The following is a 15,269-nucleotide window of genomic DNA, read 5'->3' as shown; positions in this document are numbered from 1 at the left end:
GCCCGGCGGCCAAGTTAGTCAATTACCGGGACGTACCGGAACATCTATGAAAATCACCATCATCGGCACCGGCTATGTCGGTCTTGTCACGGGCTCCTGTCTCGCCGAGATCGGCCACGACGTCTTTTGCCTGGATGTCGATCCGCGCAAGATCGACATCCTGAACAACGGCGGGATGCCGATTCACGAACCGGGCCTGCTGGACATCATTGCGCGCAACCGCGCGGCGGGACGTCTGCGCTTCTCGACCGACATCGCGGCGAGCGTCGCGCACGGCGAGATCCAGTTCATCGCGGTCGGCACGCCGCCCGACGAGGACGGCTCGGCCGACCTGCAATACGTGCTCGAGGCCGCGCGCAACATCGGCCGTCACATGACGGGTTTCAAGGTGATCGTCGACAAGTCGACGGTGCCGGTCGGCACCGCGCAGCGCGTGCGTGCGGTGGTCGACGAGGCGCTCGGCGCCCGCGGGCTCGCGGGCAGCGTCGCGCACCGGTTCTCGGTCGTATCGAATCCTGAATTCCTGAAGGAAGGCGCGGCAGTCGAGGACTTCATGCGCCCGGACCGCATCATCATCGGCGTCGACGACGACGAGACGGGCACGGTGGCGCGCGAAAAGATGAAGAAGCTGTATGCGCCGTTCAACCGCAACCACGAGCGCACGATCTACATGGACGTGCGTTCGGCGGAATTCGCCAAGTATGCGGCGAATGCGATGCTCGCCACGCGTATCTCGTTCATGAACGAGATGTCGAATCTCGCCGACAAGGTCGGCGCCGACATCGAAGCCGTGCGCCGCGGGATCGGCTCCGATCCGCGCATCGGCTATCACTTCCTGTACGCGGGCGTCGGTTACGGCGGCTCGTGCTTCCCGAAGGACGTGCAGGCGCTGATCCGCACCGCGGGCGAAAACGGCCAGCCGCTGCGCATCCTGGAGGCCGTCGAGGCCGCCAACTCCGCGCAGAAGGACGTGCTGATCGGCAAGATCGAGCAGCGCTTCGGCGCGGATCTGAGCGGTCGCGAGTTCGCGGTCTGGGGCCTCGCGTTCAAGCCGAATACCGACGACATGCGCGAGGCGCCGAGCCGCCGGCTGATCGCCGCGCTGCTCGAGCGTGGCGCGACCGTGCGCGCGTACGATCCGGTCGCGATCGACGAAGCGCGCCGTGTGTTCGCGCTCGATCTTGGCGAGGCTTCCGACGCGCTTGCGCGCCTCCATTTCGTCGATACCCAGGACGCAGCCGTGATCGCCGCGGATGCGCTCGTGATCGTCACCGAGTGGAAGGAATTCAGGAGCCCGGATTTCACGCGCCTGAAGGCCGAGCTGAAGGCGCCGGTGATCTTCGACGGGCGCAACCTGTACGAGCCGGACGCGATGGCCGAACTCGGCATCGACTACCATGCGATCGGGCGTCCGCATGTCGCTCCCCAGTCTTCCTCCCGTGGATGAACGCACGATGACTACCCTTCGAGAAGTGGTGCCGGTACCGCGTGCGCAGCTCGCGGGTTCGCGCGTGCTCGTCGTCGGGGACGTGATGCTCGACCGCTACTGGTTCGGCAACGTCGACCGCATTTCGCCGGAAGCGCCGGTGCCCGTCGTGCATGTGCAGCGTCAGGAGGAGCGCCTCGGCGGCGCGGCCAACGTCGCGCGCAACGCCGTGACGCTCGGCGGTCAGGCCGGGCTCTTGTGCGTGGTCGGCTGTGACGAACCGGGCGAGCGGATTGTCGAGTTGCTCGACAGCAGCGGCGTGACGCCTCATCTCGAGCGCGATGCGTCGCTGCCGACGACGATCAAGCTGCGCGTGCTCGCGCGTCAGCAGCAGTTGTTGCGGGTCGACTTCGAGGCGATGCCGAAGCACGAGGTGTTGCTCGCGGGGCTCGCGCGTTTCGATACACTGCTGCCGCAGCACGACGTCGTGCTGATGTCGGATTACGCGAAAGGCGGGCTGACACACGTGACGACGATGATCGACAAGGCCCGCGCGGCCGGCAAGCCGGTGCTCGTCGATCCGAAGGGCGGCGACTGGGCGCGCTATCGCGGCGCGTCGCTGATCACGCCGAACCGCGCCGAGCTGCGCGAAGTCGTCGGTCAGTGGCAATCGGAAGACGACCTGCGCGCGCGCGTCGCCAGGCTGCGTGCGGATCTCGATCTCGACGCGCTGCTGCTCACGCGTTCGGAAGAGGGGATGACGCTTTTTTCCGCCAACGGCGAACTGCATGCCCCGGCGCTCGCGCGCGAGGTGTATGACGTGTCCGGCGCGGGCGATACCGTGATCGCGACGGTCGCGACGATGCTCGGCGCCGGCGTGCCGCTCGTCGATGCCGTCGTGCTCGCGAACCGTGCGGCAGGCATCGTGGTCGGCAAGCTCGGTACGGCCACGGTAGACTACGACGAACTGTTTCACTGAGCGCATTCGGCGGCGCGCCGCACGGATGTCTCGTAATTTTTCAGGCAGAACGATCATGACCATCATCGTCACCGGCGCAGCCGGTTTTATCGGCGCGAACATCGTCAAGGCGCTCAACGAGCGCGGCGAGTCGCGCATCATCGCGGTCGACAATCTGACGCGCGCGGACAAGTTCCGCAACCTCGTCGATTGCGAGATCGACGACTATCTCGACAAGACGGAATTCGTCGAGCGCTTCACGCGCGGCGATTTCGGCAAGGTACGCGCGGTGTTCCACGAAGGCGCCTGTTCGGACACGATGGAAACCGACGGCCGCTACATGATGGACAACAACTTCCGCTACAGCCGCGCGGTGCTCGATGCATGTCTCGCGCAGGGCGCGCAGTTCCTGTACGCGTCGTCGGCCGCGACTTACGGCGGCTCGACGCGGTTCGTCGAGGAGCGCGAGGTCGAGGCGCCGCTGAACGTCTACGGCTATTCGAAGTTCCTGTTCGACCAGGTGATCCGCCGCGTGCTGCCGAGCGCGAAGAGCCAGATCGCCGGGTTCCGCTACTTCAACGTGTACGGCCCGCGCGAGACGCACAAGGGCCGCATGGCATCGGTCGCATTCCACAACTTCAACCAGTTCCGCGCGGAAGGCAAGGTCAAGCTGTTCGGCGAGTACAACGGTTATGCGCCGGGCGAGCAGACGCGCGACTTCGTGTCGGTCGAGGACGTCGCGAAAGTGAACCTGTTCTTCTTCGATCATCCGGAGAAGTCGGGCATCTTCAACCTCGGCACCGGCCGTGCGCAACCGTTCAACGACGTCGCATCGACGGTCGTGAACACGTTGCGCGCGCTCGACAACCTGCCGCCGCTGACGCTCGCGCAGCAGGTCGAGCAAGGGCTGATCGAATACGTGGCGTTCCCCGACGCGCTGCGCGGCAAGTACCAGTGCTTCACGCAGGCCGACCAGACGAAGCTGCGTGGTGCGGGCTACGATGCGCCGTTCCTGACGGTGCAGGAAGGTGTCGACCGCTACGTGCGTTGGCTGTCCGGCCAGGTTTAAACGCACGCGCTGCGTCGCTAGACTGGGTCTCACGGTCGGCAGCCGCCGATCGTTTTCATCGGAGATCCAGCACATGATCAAAAAATGGTTTGCCGCGGCCGCGATGCTCGGCGCGATCGCGTCGGCATGGGCGGCCGTCGACGTCAACACCGCGAATGAAGATGCACTCGTCGGCATCAAGGGCATCGGTCCCGCGCGGGCAAAGGCGATTCTCGACGAGCGCGGCGCACGCGGCCCGTTCAGGAATGCAGAAGATCTCGCGTCGCGTGTGAAAGGCATGGGCGGCCATACGGTCGAGCGCCTTCAGCAGGAAGGGTTGACGATCGGCGCGGCCGGTTCGGTCGCGACGGCCCCGGCCGCCGGCAAGCCCGCTGCGGCGAAACCTGCCGCGGCGCCCGCTCGCACCGCGCAGAAGTAACGCACACCAGACGAAAGGCTCCTTCAGTCGCCGTCTTGCGACGGCTTCCCGCGGCATGCCGCGGGTTTTTTGCGTCATGCGTCATGCGTCATGCGGCAGACCTATTCCATCGTCGCGATGGGGTTGCCGGCGCGCGCCCCCGCGCTGGTTTACAATCGATTGATTGATCGGCCTCGCACTCACGGTATCTCCATGGCTTACAAAACTATCGAAGACACGATCGGCAACACGCCGCTCGTGCAACTGGTCCGCCTGCCGGACGACGAGATTCGCGCACGCAACAACGTGGTGCTCGCCAAGCTGGAAGGCAACAATCCGGCGGGGTCCGTGAAGGATCGCCCGGCGCTGTCGATGATCAGCAAGGCCGAGGCGCGCGGTCGCATCAAGCCGGGCGATACGCTGATCGAGGCGACGAGCGGCAACACGGGCATCGCGCTCGCGATGGCCGCGGCCATCCGTGGGTACAAGATGGTGCTGGTCATGCCCGAGGATCTGTCGGTCGAGCGTCGCCAGAGCATGGCCGCTTACGGCGCCGAAATCATCCTGACGCCGGTAAAGGGCGGGATGGAACTGGCGCGCGACCTCGCGGAGCAGATGCAGCGCGAAGGCAAGGGCGTGATCCTCGATCAGTTCGGGAACCCCGACAATCCGGTCGCGCACTACGAAGGAACGGGCCCGGAGATCTGGCGCGACACCGAAGGGCGCATCACGCACTTCGTATCGGCGATGGGCACGACGGGCACGATCATGGGCACGTCGCGCTATTTGAAGGAACAGAATCCGGCGATCGAGATCGTCGGCGCGCAGCCGGAAGAAGGGTCGCGCATTCCGGGCATTCGCAAATGGCCGGAAGCCTACATGCCGACGATCTTCGATCGCAGCCGCGTCGATCGCGTCGAGAGCGTGAGCCAGGCCGCGTCGGAAACGATGGCGCGTCGGCTCGCGGCCGTCGAAGGCATCTTTGCCGGCATTTCGTCGGGCGGCGCATGCGAAGTCGCGATGCGCATCGCCCGCCAGGTCGAGAACGCGACGATCGTGTTCATCGTTTGCGATCGCGGCGACCGCTATCTGTCGACCGGTGTATTTCCTGCCTGAGCCCGATCGGCGTCCGCAGCGTCGAACGATAAAAAAACGCCGCATGAGCGGCGTTTTTTTCTTTGCGCGGGCCGTTGATTACTGCGCCGGCGTCTCCGTATCCGCGGCAGGCAGCGGCAGCGCGCCGCTCGCTTCCATCTGCGCCTTCACGGCTTCGCCGAGCTGGTACACGGTGAGCGCATAGAAGAAGCTGCGGTTGTAGCGCGTCAGCACGTAGAAATTCTTCAGGCCGAGCATGTATTCGGTCGCGCGTCCCGGCGACGGCAGGTCGACCACGGTGACCGGCGTGCCGCCTTCGGTGGTGATGTTGACCGTCGGCTCGTTGAGGGTCAGGCCGGCGCGCAGCAGTTGCGACAGCGCCCAGTGCGGCTCGGGCTGACCGTCCGCCGCTGCCTGCGCGATGCCGAGGCTGCCCGTGTCGGGCGTGATGCGCCAGACCACCGGGCGATCGGTCTCCCAGCCATGCTGCTTCAGGTAGTTCGCGACGCTGCCGATCGCATCGGCAGGACTGCTGCGCAGATCGACGTGGCCGCCGTCGTAGTCGACCGCATACTGGCGGATGCTGCTCGGCAGGAACTGCGGGATGCCGATCGCGCCCGTGTACGAGCCGAGCACGGTGGTCGGGTCGAGCTGGTTGTCGCGAGTCCAGACCAGGAAGTCCTCGAGGTTCTTGCGGAACGTTGCCTGGCGGCTGTCGCGATTCGGCGTGTCCGGATAGTCGAACGTGAGCGTGGTCAGCGTATCGAGCACGCGGAAGTTGCCCATGTAGCGGCCGTAGATCGTTTCGACACCGATGATGCCGACGATCACTTCGGGCGGCACGCCGAATTCCCGTGACGCGCGCTGCAGCGTCGCCTGGTTCGCCTTCCAGAATTTCACGCCCGCGTTGATGCGGATCGGCTCGATGAAGCGCGAACGATAGACGCTCCAGTTCTTCACCGAAGGCGTCGGTGCCGGCTTCACGAGCTTCACGGCGGTGGCCGAGTAGCTGATGCGCGAGAACAGCGCATGCAGGCTCGCGGAATCGAAGCCGTTGCGGCTCACCATCTCGTCGATGAACGCATCGACCTTCGCGTTGTTCGCGTAACGCTGCGGAACGATTTCCTCTTCGAAGGTCTGGCCTTGCGACGGCTGCTGCTGCGATTGCTCCTGCGCGACGCGCGTGCCGGAGGACTTCGCAGGCTGCGTCTGCGCGACGGCGGGTGCGGCGGCCAGCGTAGCGGCGACGGCAGCGGCAACGAGCGGAACGCGAACGCGCGACAGTGCGGAGAGAAGGGCGGCAGGCTTGCTGGAATTCATGTCGAAGCGGGCTGACAGGGCGATGGGGTTCGGCGCAGTATACCCGACGCACCCTGCGTGCCGGGGCGATGCAGCGCACCGTTGTGGTAAGTTAGCGGCGAATTCGCGGCAGACGATGGACATCATTGATGGAGACTCGTGGCGCACCTTGCGTCGCGGATGACAGCTTATGGCAACCGCCTTCTATACGCACCCCGATTGCATGCTGCACGAGATGGGGGAATGGCATCCGGAATGCCCGGCCCGACTGTCGGCGATCCAGGATCAGCTGATCGCGAGCCGTATCGACGACCTGATCGTGCACGAAACCGCCCCGTTCGCGAGCGAGGTGGCGCTGGGCCGCGTGCATACGCAGGCCCATATCGACTACATCCGCAGCATGACGCCCGTCGACGGCTACGTCGAGATCGATCCCGACACGCTGATGAACCGCGACACGTGGCGCGCCGCGCTGCGGGCGGCCGGCGCGGCGATCGCGGCGACCGACGCGGTGATCGAAGGCCGCTACGCGAATGCGTTCTGCAGCGTGCGGCCGCCCGGCCATCACGCGGAACCCGCGCGGGCGATGGGCTTCTGCTTCTTCAACAACGTGGCGATCGCCGCGCGGCATGCGCTCGACGTCCACGGCATCGAGCGCGTCGCGATCATCGATTTCGACGTGCATCACGGCAACGGCACCGAAGCCGCGTTCGCGAACGACGAGCGCGTGCTGATGTGCAGCTTCTTCCAGCATCCGCTGTACCCGTTCTCGGGCGCCGATCACCAGGCGCCGAACATGGTCAACCTGCCGATGCCGGCACGCAGCAACGGGATGGCGATCCGCGAAGCGGTCGACATGTTCTGGCTGCCGCGTCTCGACGCGTTCAAGCCGCAGATGCTGTTCGTGTCGGCCGGTTTCGATGCGCATCGCGAGGACGACATCGGCAACCTCGGCCTCGTCGAGGCTGATTTCGAATGGCTGACCGCGCAGGTCGTCGACGTCGCGCGCCGACATGCGCAGGGCCGCATCGTGAGCTGTCTCGAGGGCGGCTACAACCTGTCCGCGCTCGGCCGCAGCGTCGTCGCGCACCTGCGCGTGCTGGCCGGCATTTGACCGGCAGGCAGCGCGGCCGCGCGCGTTCAGCGCGCCGGCACGCGCGCGTGAATCCACGCGATCAGCGCATCGATCACGCGATCGCGCTCGAGATCGTTCATCGTCTCGTGGAACCCGCCTTCGTATAGCGTCAGCGTGCGATCGGGCGAGCCGACGTGGGCGCCGAATGCGCGGCTTCCGTCGGGCTCGGTCAGCTTGTCCTCGGTGCCGTGATAGACGAGCACCGGCATGCGCAGCGCACCGCGGCCGCGCTCGACGCGCGCCATCGCGTCGAGGATTTCGGCACCTGTGCGCGCCGGCACCGCGCCATGGTGTACGAGCGGATCGGCACGATTGGCCGCGACGACGACCGGATCCCGCGACAGCAGCGCCGCATCGATCCTGATCGCGGGGAAGCTCGGCCATGCACGGCTGATGAAGCGGCTCATCGCGAGCATCCAGCGCGGCACGTCGCGCCCCGGCGCGAGCGCGGGGCTCGACAGCACGAGACCGGCCAGCGCGTGGCCGCGGGCGGGCACGCGTTCGATCGCATACAGCGCCGCGACGGCGCCGCCCATGCTGTGTCCCATCAGGAAGAGCGGCGTATCGCCGCAGGCGGCTTCGGCAACGAGCGCATCCGCATCGTTCAGGTAACCGTCGAAACGCTCGACCCACGCACGTTTGCCGGGCGACTGGCCGTGCCCGCGCAGATCGATCGCCAGCACGTCGATGCCCGACGCGTTCAGTCTGGCCGCCAGCGCCGCGTAACGGCCCGCGTGCTCGGCGAGGCCGTGCACGAGCGCGAGCGTCGCGCGCGGCGGCTCCGTGCCGTCGCCGGCCGGCCAGCGGTACGACGCCAGTTCGAGTCCGTCCGCGGTGCGCAGCCGGCCCATGCGCGGAGCGGGCGGCGACGCCGGCTCAGGTGCTGCGGTGACGGGTCCGGCGGCCGGCGTGGTAGTGGCGTTCATCTGGCGGGTCCCCTGTTCGTTGGCATCGGTGTTCCGGATCATAGTCGCCGCATTCCGGAGGCGGGCCAGCAGCGCCCCTCTAATTTCGTCTGGTTATGAAAAGATCGAAATCGATTATTAAGGGGAATGAGGCGTTTGCGGTAAAATCGCCGGCTATTCCAGATGCATCGGCGGCCGACTGGCGGGCCTCGCCAGCCGGCCGCCGTTCTGTTTACATGATCGAATTACGCAATCTGTCTCAGCGTTTCCCCGGCCCGACCGGCTGGGTCGACGCGTTGCACAACGTCAACCTGACGATCCCGCAGGGCGAGGTGTTCGGCATCATCGGCCGAAGCGGCGCCGGCAAGAGCACGCTCGTGCGCACCATCAACCTGCTCACGCGGCCGACCGAAGGCAACGTCGTCGTCGGCGGACGCGATCTCACGCTGCTGCCGGCGGGCGCGCTGCGCGAAGCGCGCCGCGAAATCGGCATGATCTTCCAGCACTTCAACCTGCTGTCGTCACGCACGGTATTCGACAACGTCGCGCTGCCGCTCGAGCTGGCCGGTGCAGGCCGCGCCGACATCGAGGCGGCCGTGCTGCCGCTGCTCGACCTCGTCGGGCTGTCCGCGCAGAAGGACCGCTATCCGGCCCAGATCAGCGGCGGCCAGAAGCAGCGCGTCGGCATCGCCCGCGCGCTCGCGAGCAAGCCGCAGGTGCTGCTGTCGGACGAAGCGACGTCGGCGCTCGACCCAGAGACCACGCGCTCGATCCTCGATCTGCTCAAGCGCATCAACCGCGAGCTCGGCCTGACGATCGTGCTGATCACCCACCAGATGGAAGTGATCAAGCAGGTGTGCGACCGCGTGGCGGTGCTCGACGCCGGCCGCGTGGTCGAAGAAGGCCGCGTGATCGACGTGTTCCTGCAGCCGCATCATGAAGTGACGCGCGCGCTGATCGGCGACGTGATCGCGCAGGAGCTGCCGCCGGCGCTGAAGGCACGGGTGGCCGAGCGACTGAAGACGGGCAGCGGGCATTTGCTGCGGCTGGCGTTCACCGGCTCGGGTGTCGACCAGCCGATCCTGTCGGAGACGATCCGCCGGTACGAACTCGATTTCAACATCCTGCACGGCCAGATCGACGAGATCCAGGGTCAGGCGTTCGGGTCGCTCGCGGTGCTCGCGGGCGGCGAACCGGGCAAGGTCGGGCAGGCGCTCGCGTTCCTGCGCGAGCAAGGTGTAGTGGTAGAGGAGCTTTCGTATGTTGAGTGAGATGTTCGATATGTTCGTGCAGTCGTTCTGGGAGACGCTGATCATGGTCGGCATCTCGGGAGCGGTCGGCGCGCTCGTCGGGCTGCCGCTCGGCGTGCTGCTGTACCTGACCGACCGTCAGGGCGTGCTGCAGAACCTCGGCCTGAATCGCGTGCTCGGCGGCATCGTGAACGCGGTGCGCTCGACGCCGTTCATCATCCTGCTGGTCGCGGTCATTCCGCTCACGCGGCTCGTCACGGGATCGTCGATCGGCACGGCCGCGGCGGTCGTGCCGCTGACGCTCGCGGCCGCGCCGTTCGTCGCGCGGCTGGTCGAGACCGCGCTGCGCGAGGTCGACCGCGGGCTGATCGAGGCCGCGCAGTCGATGGGCGCGACGACGTCGCAGATCGTGTTCAAGGTGCTGCTGCCCGAATCGCTGCCGGGCATCGTCGCGGGCCTGACGATCACGTTCGTGTCGCTCGTCGGCTATTCGGCGATGGCCGGTGCGATCGGCGGCGGCGGGCTCGGCGATCTGGGCATCCGCTACGGCTATCAGCGCTATCTGCCGGAAGTGATGTGGACGGTCGTCGCGATCCTGATCGTGTTCGTGCAGATCGTGCAATCGTTCGGCGACTGGCTCGTGCGCCGGCTGAGCCACAAGTAAAACGACATTCATCCATTTGGGGGAGACGATGCAACGACGTTTCATGCTGAAGTTCGCGGCCGCACTCGGCGCGGCCGCGCTGTTCGTGAGCGCACATGCGCAGGCCGAAACCATCAAGGTGGGCGTGACGGGCGGCCCGCACGCGCAGATCATGGACGTGGTGAAGAAGGTCGCGGCCAAGAGCGGCCTCGACATCCGCGTCGTCGAATTCTCCGACTACGTGCAGCCGAACGCGGCGCTCGCGTCGGGCGATCTGGACGCGAACAGCTACCAGCACGATCCGTATCTGCAGGCGCAGGTGAAGGATCGCGGCTACAAGCTGATCAAGGTCGCCGACACGGTCACGTTTCCGATGGGCATCTATTCGAAGCGCGTGAAGTCGCTGGCCGAACTCAAGCCTGGCGCGCGCATCGCGGTGCCGAACGACCCGACCAACGGCGGCCGCGCGCTGCTGTTGCTGCAGAAGCAGGGGCTCCTGAAGCTGCGCGCGGACGCTGGCCTCAAGGCGACGCCGCTCGACATCGTCGACAATCCGCGCAAGCTGAAGATCGTCGAGCTCGATGCGGCGCAGATTCCGCGCTCGCTGGCCGACGTCGATGCGGCCGCGATCAATACCAACTACGCGATGGAAGCGGGGTTGAAACCGAAGCAGGACGCGATCGCGATCGAGGGCCCGAACGGCCCGTACGCGAACGTTCTCGCGATTCGCGACGCCGACCGGAGCAAGCCGTGGGTCGCGAAGCTGGTGGCGGCCTACCATTCGGCGGAAGTGAAGCAGTTCATCGAACAGAAGTTCGGCGGGGCGGTCATCGCCGCCTGGTAACACGAGGTACAGGGCGCGCCCGGCGACGATTAGAGTCGATGATCGAAAACCCGGGCTTTGCGTCCGGGTTTTTTCTCTTTTAAAATAGAACGACCGTTCGCTATTGCCGGCGCGCCGAAGAGGAGCGCTATCCTCGATAGCCGCGATGGATGGGTCCGCTGGGCCGCGCAGTCATGAGGCCTCGCTATAGAATGGCCTCTGGTCGTATTCGTAACTTTGGAGCGTGTGCATGAAAATCCTGGTGCCAGTGAAAAGAGTGGTCGATTACAACGTGAAGGTCCGCGTGAAGTCGGACAACACGGGCGTCGACATCGCGAACGTGAAGATGTCGATGAACCCGTTCGACGAAATCGCGGTGGAAGAAGCGGTGCGCCTGAAGGAAGCGGGCGTCGCGACCGAAGTGATCGCGGTGTCGGTCGGCGTCGCGCAAGCGCAGGAAACGCTGCGCACGGCGCTGGCGATCGGCGCGGATCGCGCGATCCTCGTCGAGTCGAACGACAGCGTCGAGCCGCTGGCCGTCGCCAAGATCTTGAAGGCGCTGGTCGACAAGGAACAGCCGCAACTGGTGATCCTCGGCAAGCAGGCGATCGACGACGATTCGAACCAGACGGGCCAGATGCTGGCCGCGCTGGCAGGTCTCCCGCAAGCGACGTTCGCGTCGAAGGTGACGATCGCCGACGGCAAGGCCACGGTCGCACGTGAAGTCGACGGCGGCGCGGAAACGCTGTCGCTGACGCTGCCGGCGGTGGTCACGACCGATCTGCGCCTGAACGAGCCGCGCTACGTGACGCTGCCGAACATCATGAAGGCGAAGAAGAAGCCGCTTGAAAACGTGAAGCCGGAAGACCTCGGTGTGGACGTGACGCCGCGTCTGAAGACGCTGAAGGTGGCCGAGCCGCCGAAGCGCGCTGCCGGCGTGAAGGTGCCGGACGTGAAGACGCTGGTCGAGAAGCTGAAGATCGAAGCCAAGGTGCTGTAAGAGGGAGCGGAAAGAAATGACGATTCTGGTGATTGCAGAACACGACAACGCGTCGATCAAGGCCGCGACGCTGAACACGGTGGCGGCGGCGGCCGAGGTTGGCAAATTCGTCGGCGGCGACATTCACGTGCTGGTCGCGGGCCACAACGCGCAAGGCGCAGCCGAAGCGGCCGCGAAGATCGCGGGTGTGTCGAAAGTGCTGCTGGCCGACGCGCCGCAGCTCGAAGCGGGCCTCGCGGAAAACGTCGAAGCGACCGCGCTGAACATCGCGAAGGATTACTCGCACATCCTCGCGCCGGCGACCGCCTACGGCAAGAACATCGCGCCGCGTATTGCCGCTAAGCTGGACGTTGCTCAGATCTCCGACATCACGGCGGTCGATTCGGCCGACACGTTCGAGCGCCCGATCTACGCAGGCAACGCGATCGCGACGGTGCAGTCGAGCGATCCGATCAAGGTCATCACGGTGCGTGCGACGGGTTTCGATCCGGTAGCGGCCGAAGGTGGCAGCGCATCGGTCGAAAAGATCGAAGCGGCGGCCGACGCAGGGAAGTCGCAATTCGTGAGCCGTGAAGTGACGAAGCTGGACCGTCCGGAACTCACCAGCGCGAACATCATCGTGTCGGGCGGCCGCGGTCTGGGCAGCGGCGAGAACTACACGAAGGTGCTCGAGCCGCTGGCCGACAAGCTGTCGGCGGCACTCGGCGCATCGCGCGCGGCAGTCGACGCCGGCTATGTGCCGAACGACTACCAGGTCGGCCAGACCGGCAAGATCGTCGCACCGCAGTTGTACATCGCGGTCGGCATCTCGGGTGCGATCCAGCATCTGGCCGGCATGAAGGATTCGAAGGTGATCGTCGCGATCAACAAGGATCCGGAAGCACCGATCTTCAGCGTGGCCGACTACGGCCTCGTCGGCGATCTGTTCGCGCTCGTGCCGGAGCTCGTGAGCGAACTCGGCTGACGCGGCACGCCGCTTCGGCGGTAAGCATGCAGCAAGACAAGGGGCGCGATGAGCGCCCCTTTTTTTGTGGCGTGCAGATGAGAGCGGGGTGTTCTGCGATACGCAGAGCCGTGATTGCGCAATCGCTGCGGGGAGCATGCTCTTGTGCAGGCAGGCAGGCAGGCAGGCAGGCAGGCAGGCAGGCGGGCAGGCAGGCGGGCAGGCAGGCAGGCGGCCCCGCAGCGTCGATCGTTGGCGGGAAAAGCAACGAACGTAAGCGCGCGCTTGCGCAAGCCCGCTCCGGCGCTGGCAACGCGTTCGCTGCAACGAAAAAGGCGCCCCGCAAGGGGCGCCTTTCGATCGATGCCGACCGCCCGCATCGCCGCGGGCCGTTTCGGCTTATGCGTATGCCGGGCGCGTCTGGCCGGCCACGTCCTTCAGGTAGCGATGCACCGACAGATCGTCGGCCTGAATCGCCGGCTTCTTGCCCGAGATCAGGTCGGCGAGCAGCTGGCCCGACCCGCACGACATCGTCCAGCCGAGCGTGCCGTGGCCGGTGTTCAGGAACAGGTTCGAGACCGGCGTGCGGCCGACGATCGGCGTGCCGTCCGGCGTCATCGGGCGCAGGCCCGTCCAGAACGTTGCCTTCGACGTATCGCCGCCGCCGGGGAACAGGTCGTTCACGCACATTTCGAGCGTTTCGCGGCGCGCGGCACGCAGGTTCTTGTCGAAGCCGACGATCTCGGCCATGCCGCCGACACGGATGCGCTGGTCGAAACGCGTGATGGCGATCTTGTAGGTTTCGTCGAGCACCGTCGATACAGGGGCCGCCGCCTCGTTCACGATCGGCGCGGTGATCGAATAGCCCTTCAGCGGATAGACCGGGATCTTCATCAAGTTCGAGATGAAGCTGGTCGAGTACGAGCCGAGCGCGACGACATATGCATCCGCGCGCACCGTCTCGCTGTCGCACTGCACGCCGGCGATCCGGCCGCCTGCGATCGCGAGCGAATCGATCGGCGTGTTGTAGCGGAACTTCACGCCGAGCGATTCCGCAAGCGCCGCGAGGCGCGTCGTGAACAGCTGGCAGTCGCCCGTTTCGTCGCCCGGCAGGCGCAGGCCGCCCGTCAGCTTGTGCGACACGGCGGCGAGCGCCGGTTCGGCGTTCTTCAATTCGGCCGGCGACAGCAGTTCGAACGGCACGTTTGCTTCCTGCAGCACCGCGATGTCCTTCGCCGCGCCGTCGAGTTGCTGTTGCGTGCGGAACAGTTGCAGGGTGCCGCCCGTGCGCCCTTCGTACTGGATGCCGGTATCGGCTCGCAGCGCCTGCAGGCAATCGCGACTATATTCGGCGAGGCGGACCATGCGGCCCTTGTTGACTGCGTAGCGGTCGGCCGTGCAGTTGCGCAGCATCTGCCACATCCACTGGAGCTGGAAACGCGTGCCGTCGAGGCGGATCGCGAGCGGCGCGTGCTTCTCGAACATCCACTTGACGGCCTTCAGCGGCACGCCGGGCGCGGCCCACGGAGCCGCATAGCCGGGCGAGATCTGGCCGGCGTTCGCGAAGCTCGTCTCGAGCGCCGGGCCGGCCTCGCGGTCGATCACCGTGACTTCATGACCGGCGCGCGCGAGGTAATACGCGCTTGCCACGCCCACCACACCGCTGCCCAGAACGACGACTCGCATAGCTGCTCCAGATGGAAGGGATCAGGTCGAGGCCGGGCGCACCTGCGTCTCCGTGTAACCTCTAGCTGATCTAGTTTTTTGAGCTATGGTATTGTCGAATGTGCAGGTTTTGTTATCGTATTTTTCAGGTTTTCAGAATAAACAAATGAGAACGCAACGCCAGCCAGTACGCTCGCTCGACAAGCTCGACCGCCGTATCCTCAAACTGCTGCAGGACGACGGCCGGATGGCGATGAAGGACCTCGCGGAACAGGTCGGCCTGACCGTGACGCCGTGCATCGAGCGCGTGCGGCGCATGGAGCGCGACGGCGTCATCACCGGCTATCACGCACGCGTCGATCCGGGCCAGCTCGGCGCCGCGCTGCTGGTGTTCGTCGAGATCACGCTCGGCCACAAGGGCGGCAACATGTTCGAGCAGTTCCGTCGCGAAGTGATGAAGATCGACGAGGTGCTCGAATGCCATCTGGTGTCCGGCGACTTCGACTACCTGATCAAGGCGCGGATCGGTGAAATGGCCGACTATCGCAAGCTCCTCGGCGACATCCTGCTGCAACTGCCCGGCGCGGTGCAGTCGAAGAGCTATGTCGTGATGGAGGAAATCAAGGAGACGCTGACGATTTCGGTCGGCGAATGACCGCTG

15 protein-coding genes are annotated in these 15,269 nt (G+C 65.8%); 12 read left to right on the top strand and 3 right to left on the bottom strand.

Annotation, left to right across the window (positions count from 1 at the left end; genetic code table 11):
• The first annotated feature begins 46 nt into the window (after positions 1–46).
• The 5 genes from SB771_RS31685 to cysM all read left to right on the top strand — a co-directional run bounded on the left by SB771_RS31685 (position 47) and on the right by cysM (position 4,966).
• On the top strand, positions 47–1,447 hold the full coding sequence (locus SB771_RS31685; protein WP_175661014.1) for a UDP-glucose dehydrogenase family protein: 1,401 nt from the start codon (positions 47–49) through the stop codon (positions 1,445–1,447).
• A gap of 7 nt (positions 1,448–1,454) precedes the next feature.
• Entirely contained in the window at positions 1,455–2,405 is a 951-nt protein-coding gene (rfaE1, locus tag SB771_RS31680; RefSeq protein ID WP_175661015.1) for a D-glycero-beta-D-manno-heptose-7-phosphate kinase, read from the top strand.
• 55 nt (positions 2,406–2,460) lie between these two features.
• Positions 2,461–3,453 carry an ADP-glyceromanno-heptose 6-epimerase gene (gene rfaD, locus SB771_RS31675; RefSeq protein WP_166722807.1) on the top strand — a complete coding sequence of 331 codons (993 nt, stop codon included), beginning with the start codon at positions 2,461–2,463 and terminating at the stop codon, positions 3,451–3,453.
• Positions 3,454–3,526: 73 nt separating this feature from the next.
• Complete coding sequence (locus SB771_RS31670) at positions 3,527–3,871, top strand: ComEA family DNA-binding protein (protein ID WP_006750746.1); 345 nt, start codon at positions 3,527–3,529, stop codon at positions 3,869–3,871.
• A gap of 192 nt (positions 3,872–4,063) precedes the next feature.
• Positions 4,064–4,966, top strand: coding sequence for a cysteine synthase CysM (gene cysM / locus SB771_RS31665; protein ID WP_011656285.1), 903 nt, complete (start codon positions 4,064–4,066; stop codon positions 4,964–4,966).
• A gap of 78 nt (positions 4,967–5,044) precedes the next feature.
• Here the strand turns inward: cysM and mltB are convergent, their stop codons facing one another.
• Complete coding sequence (mltB, locus tag SB771_RS31660; protein WP_175705033.1) at positions 5,045–6,391, bottom strand: lytic murein transglycosylase B; 1,347 nt, start codon at positions 6,389–6,391, stop codon at positions 5,045–5,047.
• Between the two features lie 43 nt (positions 6,392–6,434).
• Between mltB and SB771_RS31655 the strand changes: the two genes are divergently transcribed.
• Positions 6,435–7,358: a histone deacetylase family protein gene (locus tag SB771_RS31655; RefSeq protein WP_006750743.1), complete on the top strand. Its 924-nt coding sequence runs from the start codon at positions 6,435–6,437 to the stop codon at positions 7,356–7,358.
• A gap of 26 nt (positions 7,359–7,384) precedes the next feature.
• Here SB771_RS31655 and SB771_RS31650 read toward each other — a convergent pair whose 3' ends face one another.
• Complete coding sequence (locus tag SB771_RS31650) at positions 7,385–8,305, bottom strand: alpha/beta hydrolase (protein ID WP_175661017.1); 921 nt, start codon at positions 8,303–8,305, stop codon at positions 7,385–7,387.
• Between the two features lie 215 nt (positions 8,306–8,520).
• Here SB771_RS31650 and SB771_RS31645 point away from each other — a divergent pair, with 215 nt between their 5' ends.
• The 5 genes from SB771_RS31645 (at position 8,521) to SB771_RS31625 (ending at position 12,964) form a co-directional block, all read left to right on the top strand.
• A complete protein-coding gene (locus SB771_RS31645; protein ID WP_105833416.1) occupies positions 8,521–9,555 on the top strand; it encodes a methionine ABC transporter ATP-binding protein in 1,035 nt (344 codons plus the stop codon).
• The gene (locus SB771_RS31640; RefSeq protein ID WP_011656289.1) at positions 9,545–10,198 is read left to right on the top strand and encodes a methionine ABC transporter permease; all 654 of its coding nucleotides are present in this window, start codon (positions 9,545–9,547) and stop codon (positions 10,196–10,198) included. The genes SB771_RS31645 and SB771_RS31640 overlap by 11 nt, the downstream gene beginning before the upstream one ends.
• 28 nt (positions 10,199–10,226) lie before the next feature.
• A complete protein-coding gene (locus SB771_RS31635; protein ID WP_011656290.1) occupies positions 10,227–11,021 on the top strand; it encodes a MetQ/NlpA family ABC transporter substrate-binding protein in 795 nt (264 codons plus the stop codon).
• Between the two features lie 229 nt (positions 11,022–11,250).
• Positions 11,251–12,000, top strand: a complete 750-nt coding sequence (locus tag SB771_RS31630; protein ID WP_175661018.1) for an electron transfer flavoprotein subunit beta/FixA family protein — start codon at positions 11,251–11,253, stop codon at positions 11,998–12,000.
• A 16-nt stretch (positions 12,001–12,016) separates the two neighbouring features.
• Positions 12,017–12,964 (top strand): electron transfer flavoprotein subunit alpha/FixB family protein, encoded by a 948-nt coding sequence (locus tag SB771_RS31625; RefSeq protein WP_175661019.1) that lies wholly within the window; start codon positions 12,017–12,019, stop codon positions 12,962–12,964.
• Positions 12,965–13,342: 378 nt separating this feature from the next.
• On the opposite strand, the gene SB771_RS31620 is transcribed toward SB771_RS31625, so the two are convergent.
• Positions 13,343–14,629: a D-amino acid dehydrogenase gene (locus SB771_RS31620; RefSeq protein ID WP_175661020.1), complete on the bottom strand. Its 1,287-nt coding sequence runs from the start codon at positions 14,627–14,629 to the stop codon at positions 13,343–13,345.
• Between the two features lie 145 nt (positions 14,630–14,774).
• Here SB771_RS31620 and SB771_RS31615 point away from each other — a divergent pair, with 145 nt between their 5' ends.
• Entirely contained in the window at positions 14,775–15,263 is a 489-nt protein-coding gene (locus SB771_RS31615) for an Lrp/AsnC ligand binding domain-containing protein (RefSeq protein WP_006762687.1), read from the top strand.
• Positions 15,264–15,269 lie beyond the last annotated feature (6 nt).

It is taken from the genome of Burkholderia sp. SIMBA_051 (genome assembly GCF_046534915.1).
GTDB lineage: Bacteria > Pseudomonadota > Gammaproteobacteria > Burkholderiales > Burkholderiaceae > Burkholderia > Burkholderia ambifaria.
The sequence above is the reverse complement of the archived record's forward strand: the minus strand, read 5'-3'. Positions and strand labels throughout refer to the sequence as shown.

What these genes read in the sequence shown, in the direction of transcription:
- SB771_RS31615 (WP_006762687.1), top strand. Translation starts at nt 14,775, where the DNA reads ATGAGAACGCAACGCCAGCCAGTACGCTCGCTCGACAAGCTCGACCGC.
- rfaE1 (WP_175661015.1), top strand. Translation starts at nt 1,455, where the DNA reads ATGACTACCCTTCGAGAAGTGGTGCCGGTACCGCGTGCGCAGCTCGCG.
- SB771_RS31685 (WP_175661014.1), top strand. Translation starts at nt 47, where the DNA reads ATGAAAATCACCATCATCGGCACCGGCTATGTCGGTCTTGTCACGGGC.
- SB771_RS31630 (WP_175661018.1), top strand. Translation starts at nt 11,251, where the DNA reads ATGAAAATCCTGGTGCCAGTGAAAAGAGTGGTCGATTACAACGTGAAG.
- rfaD (WP_166722807.1), top strand. Translation starts at nt 2,461, where the DNA reads ATGACCATCATCGTCACCGGCGCAGCCGGTTTTATCGGCGCGAACATC.
- cysM (WP_011656285.1), top strand. Translation starts at nt 4,064, where the DNA reads ATGGCTTACAAAACTATCGAAGACACGATCGGCAACACGCCGCTCGTG.
- SB771_RS31620 (WP_175661020.1), bottom strand. Translation starts at nt 14,629, where the DNA reads ATGCGAGTCGTCGTTCTGGGCAGCGGTGTGGTGGGCGTGGCAAGCGCG.
- SB771_RS31635 (WP_011656290.1), top strand. Translation starts at nt 10,227, where the DNA reads ATGCAACGACGTTTCATGCTGAAGTTCGCGGCCGCACTCGGCGCGGCC.
- mltB (WP_175705033.1), bottom strand. Translation starts at nt 6,391, where the DNA reads ATGATGTCCATCGTCTGCCGCGAATTCGCCGCTAACTTACCACAACGG.
- SB771_RS31650 (WP_175661017.1), bottom strand. Translation starts at nt 8,305, where the DNA reads ATGAACGCCACTACCACGCCGGCCGCCGGACCCGTCACCGCAGCACCT.
- SB771_RS31645 (WP_105833416.1), top strand. Translation starts at nt 8,521, where the DNA reads ATGATCGAATTACGCAATCTGTCTCAGCGTTTCCCCGGCCCGACCGGC.
- SB771_RS31655 (WP_006750743.1), top strand. Translation starts at nt 6,435, where the DNA reads ATGGCAACCGCCTTCTATACGCACCCCGATTGCATGCTGCACGAGATG.
- SB771_RS31625 (WP_175661019.1), top strand. Translation starts at nt 12,017, where the DNA reads ATGACGATTCTGGTGATTGCAGAACACGACAACGCGTCGATCAAGGCC.
- SB771_RS31670 (WP_006750746.1), top strand. Translation starts at nt 3,527, where the DNA reads ATGATCAAAAAATGGTTTGCCGCGGCCGCGATGCTCGGCGCGATCGCG.
- SB771_RS31640 (WP_011656289.1), top strand. Translation starts at nt 9,545, where the DNA reads ATGTTGAGTGAGATGTTCGATATGTTCGTGCAGTCGTTCTGGGAGACG.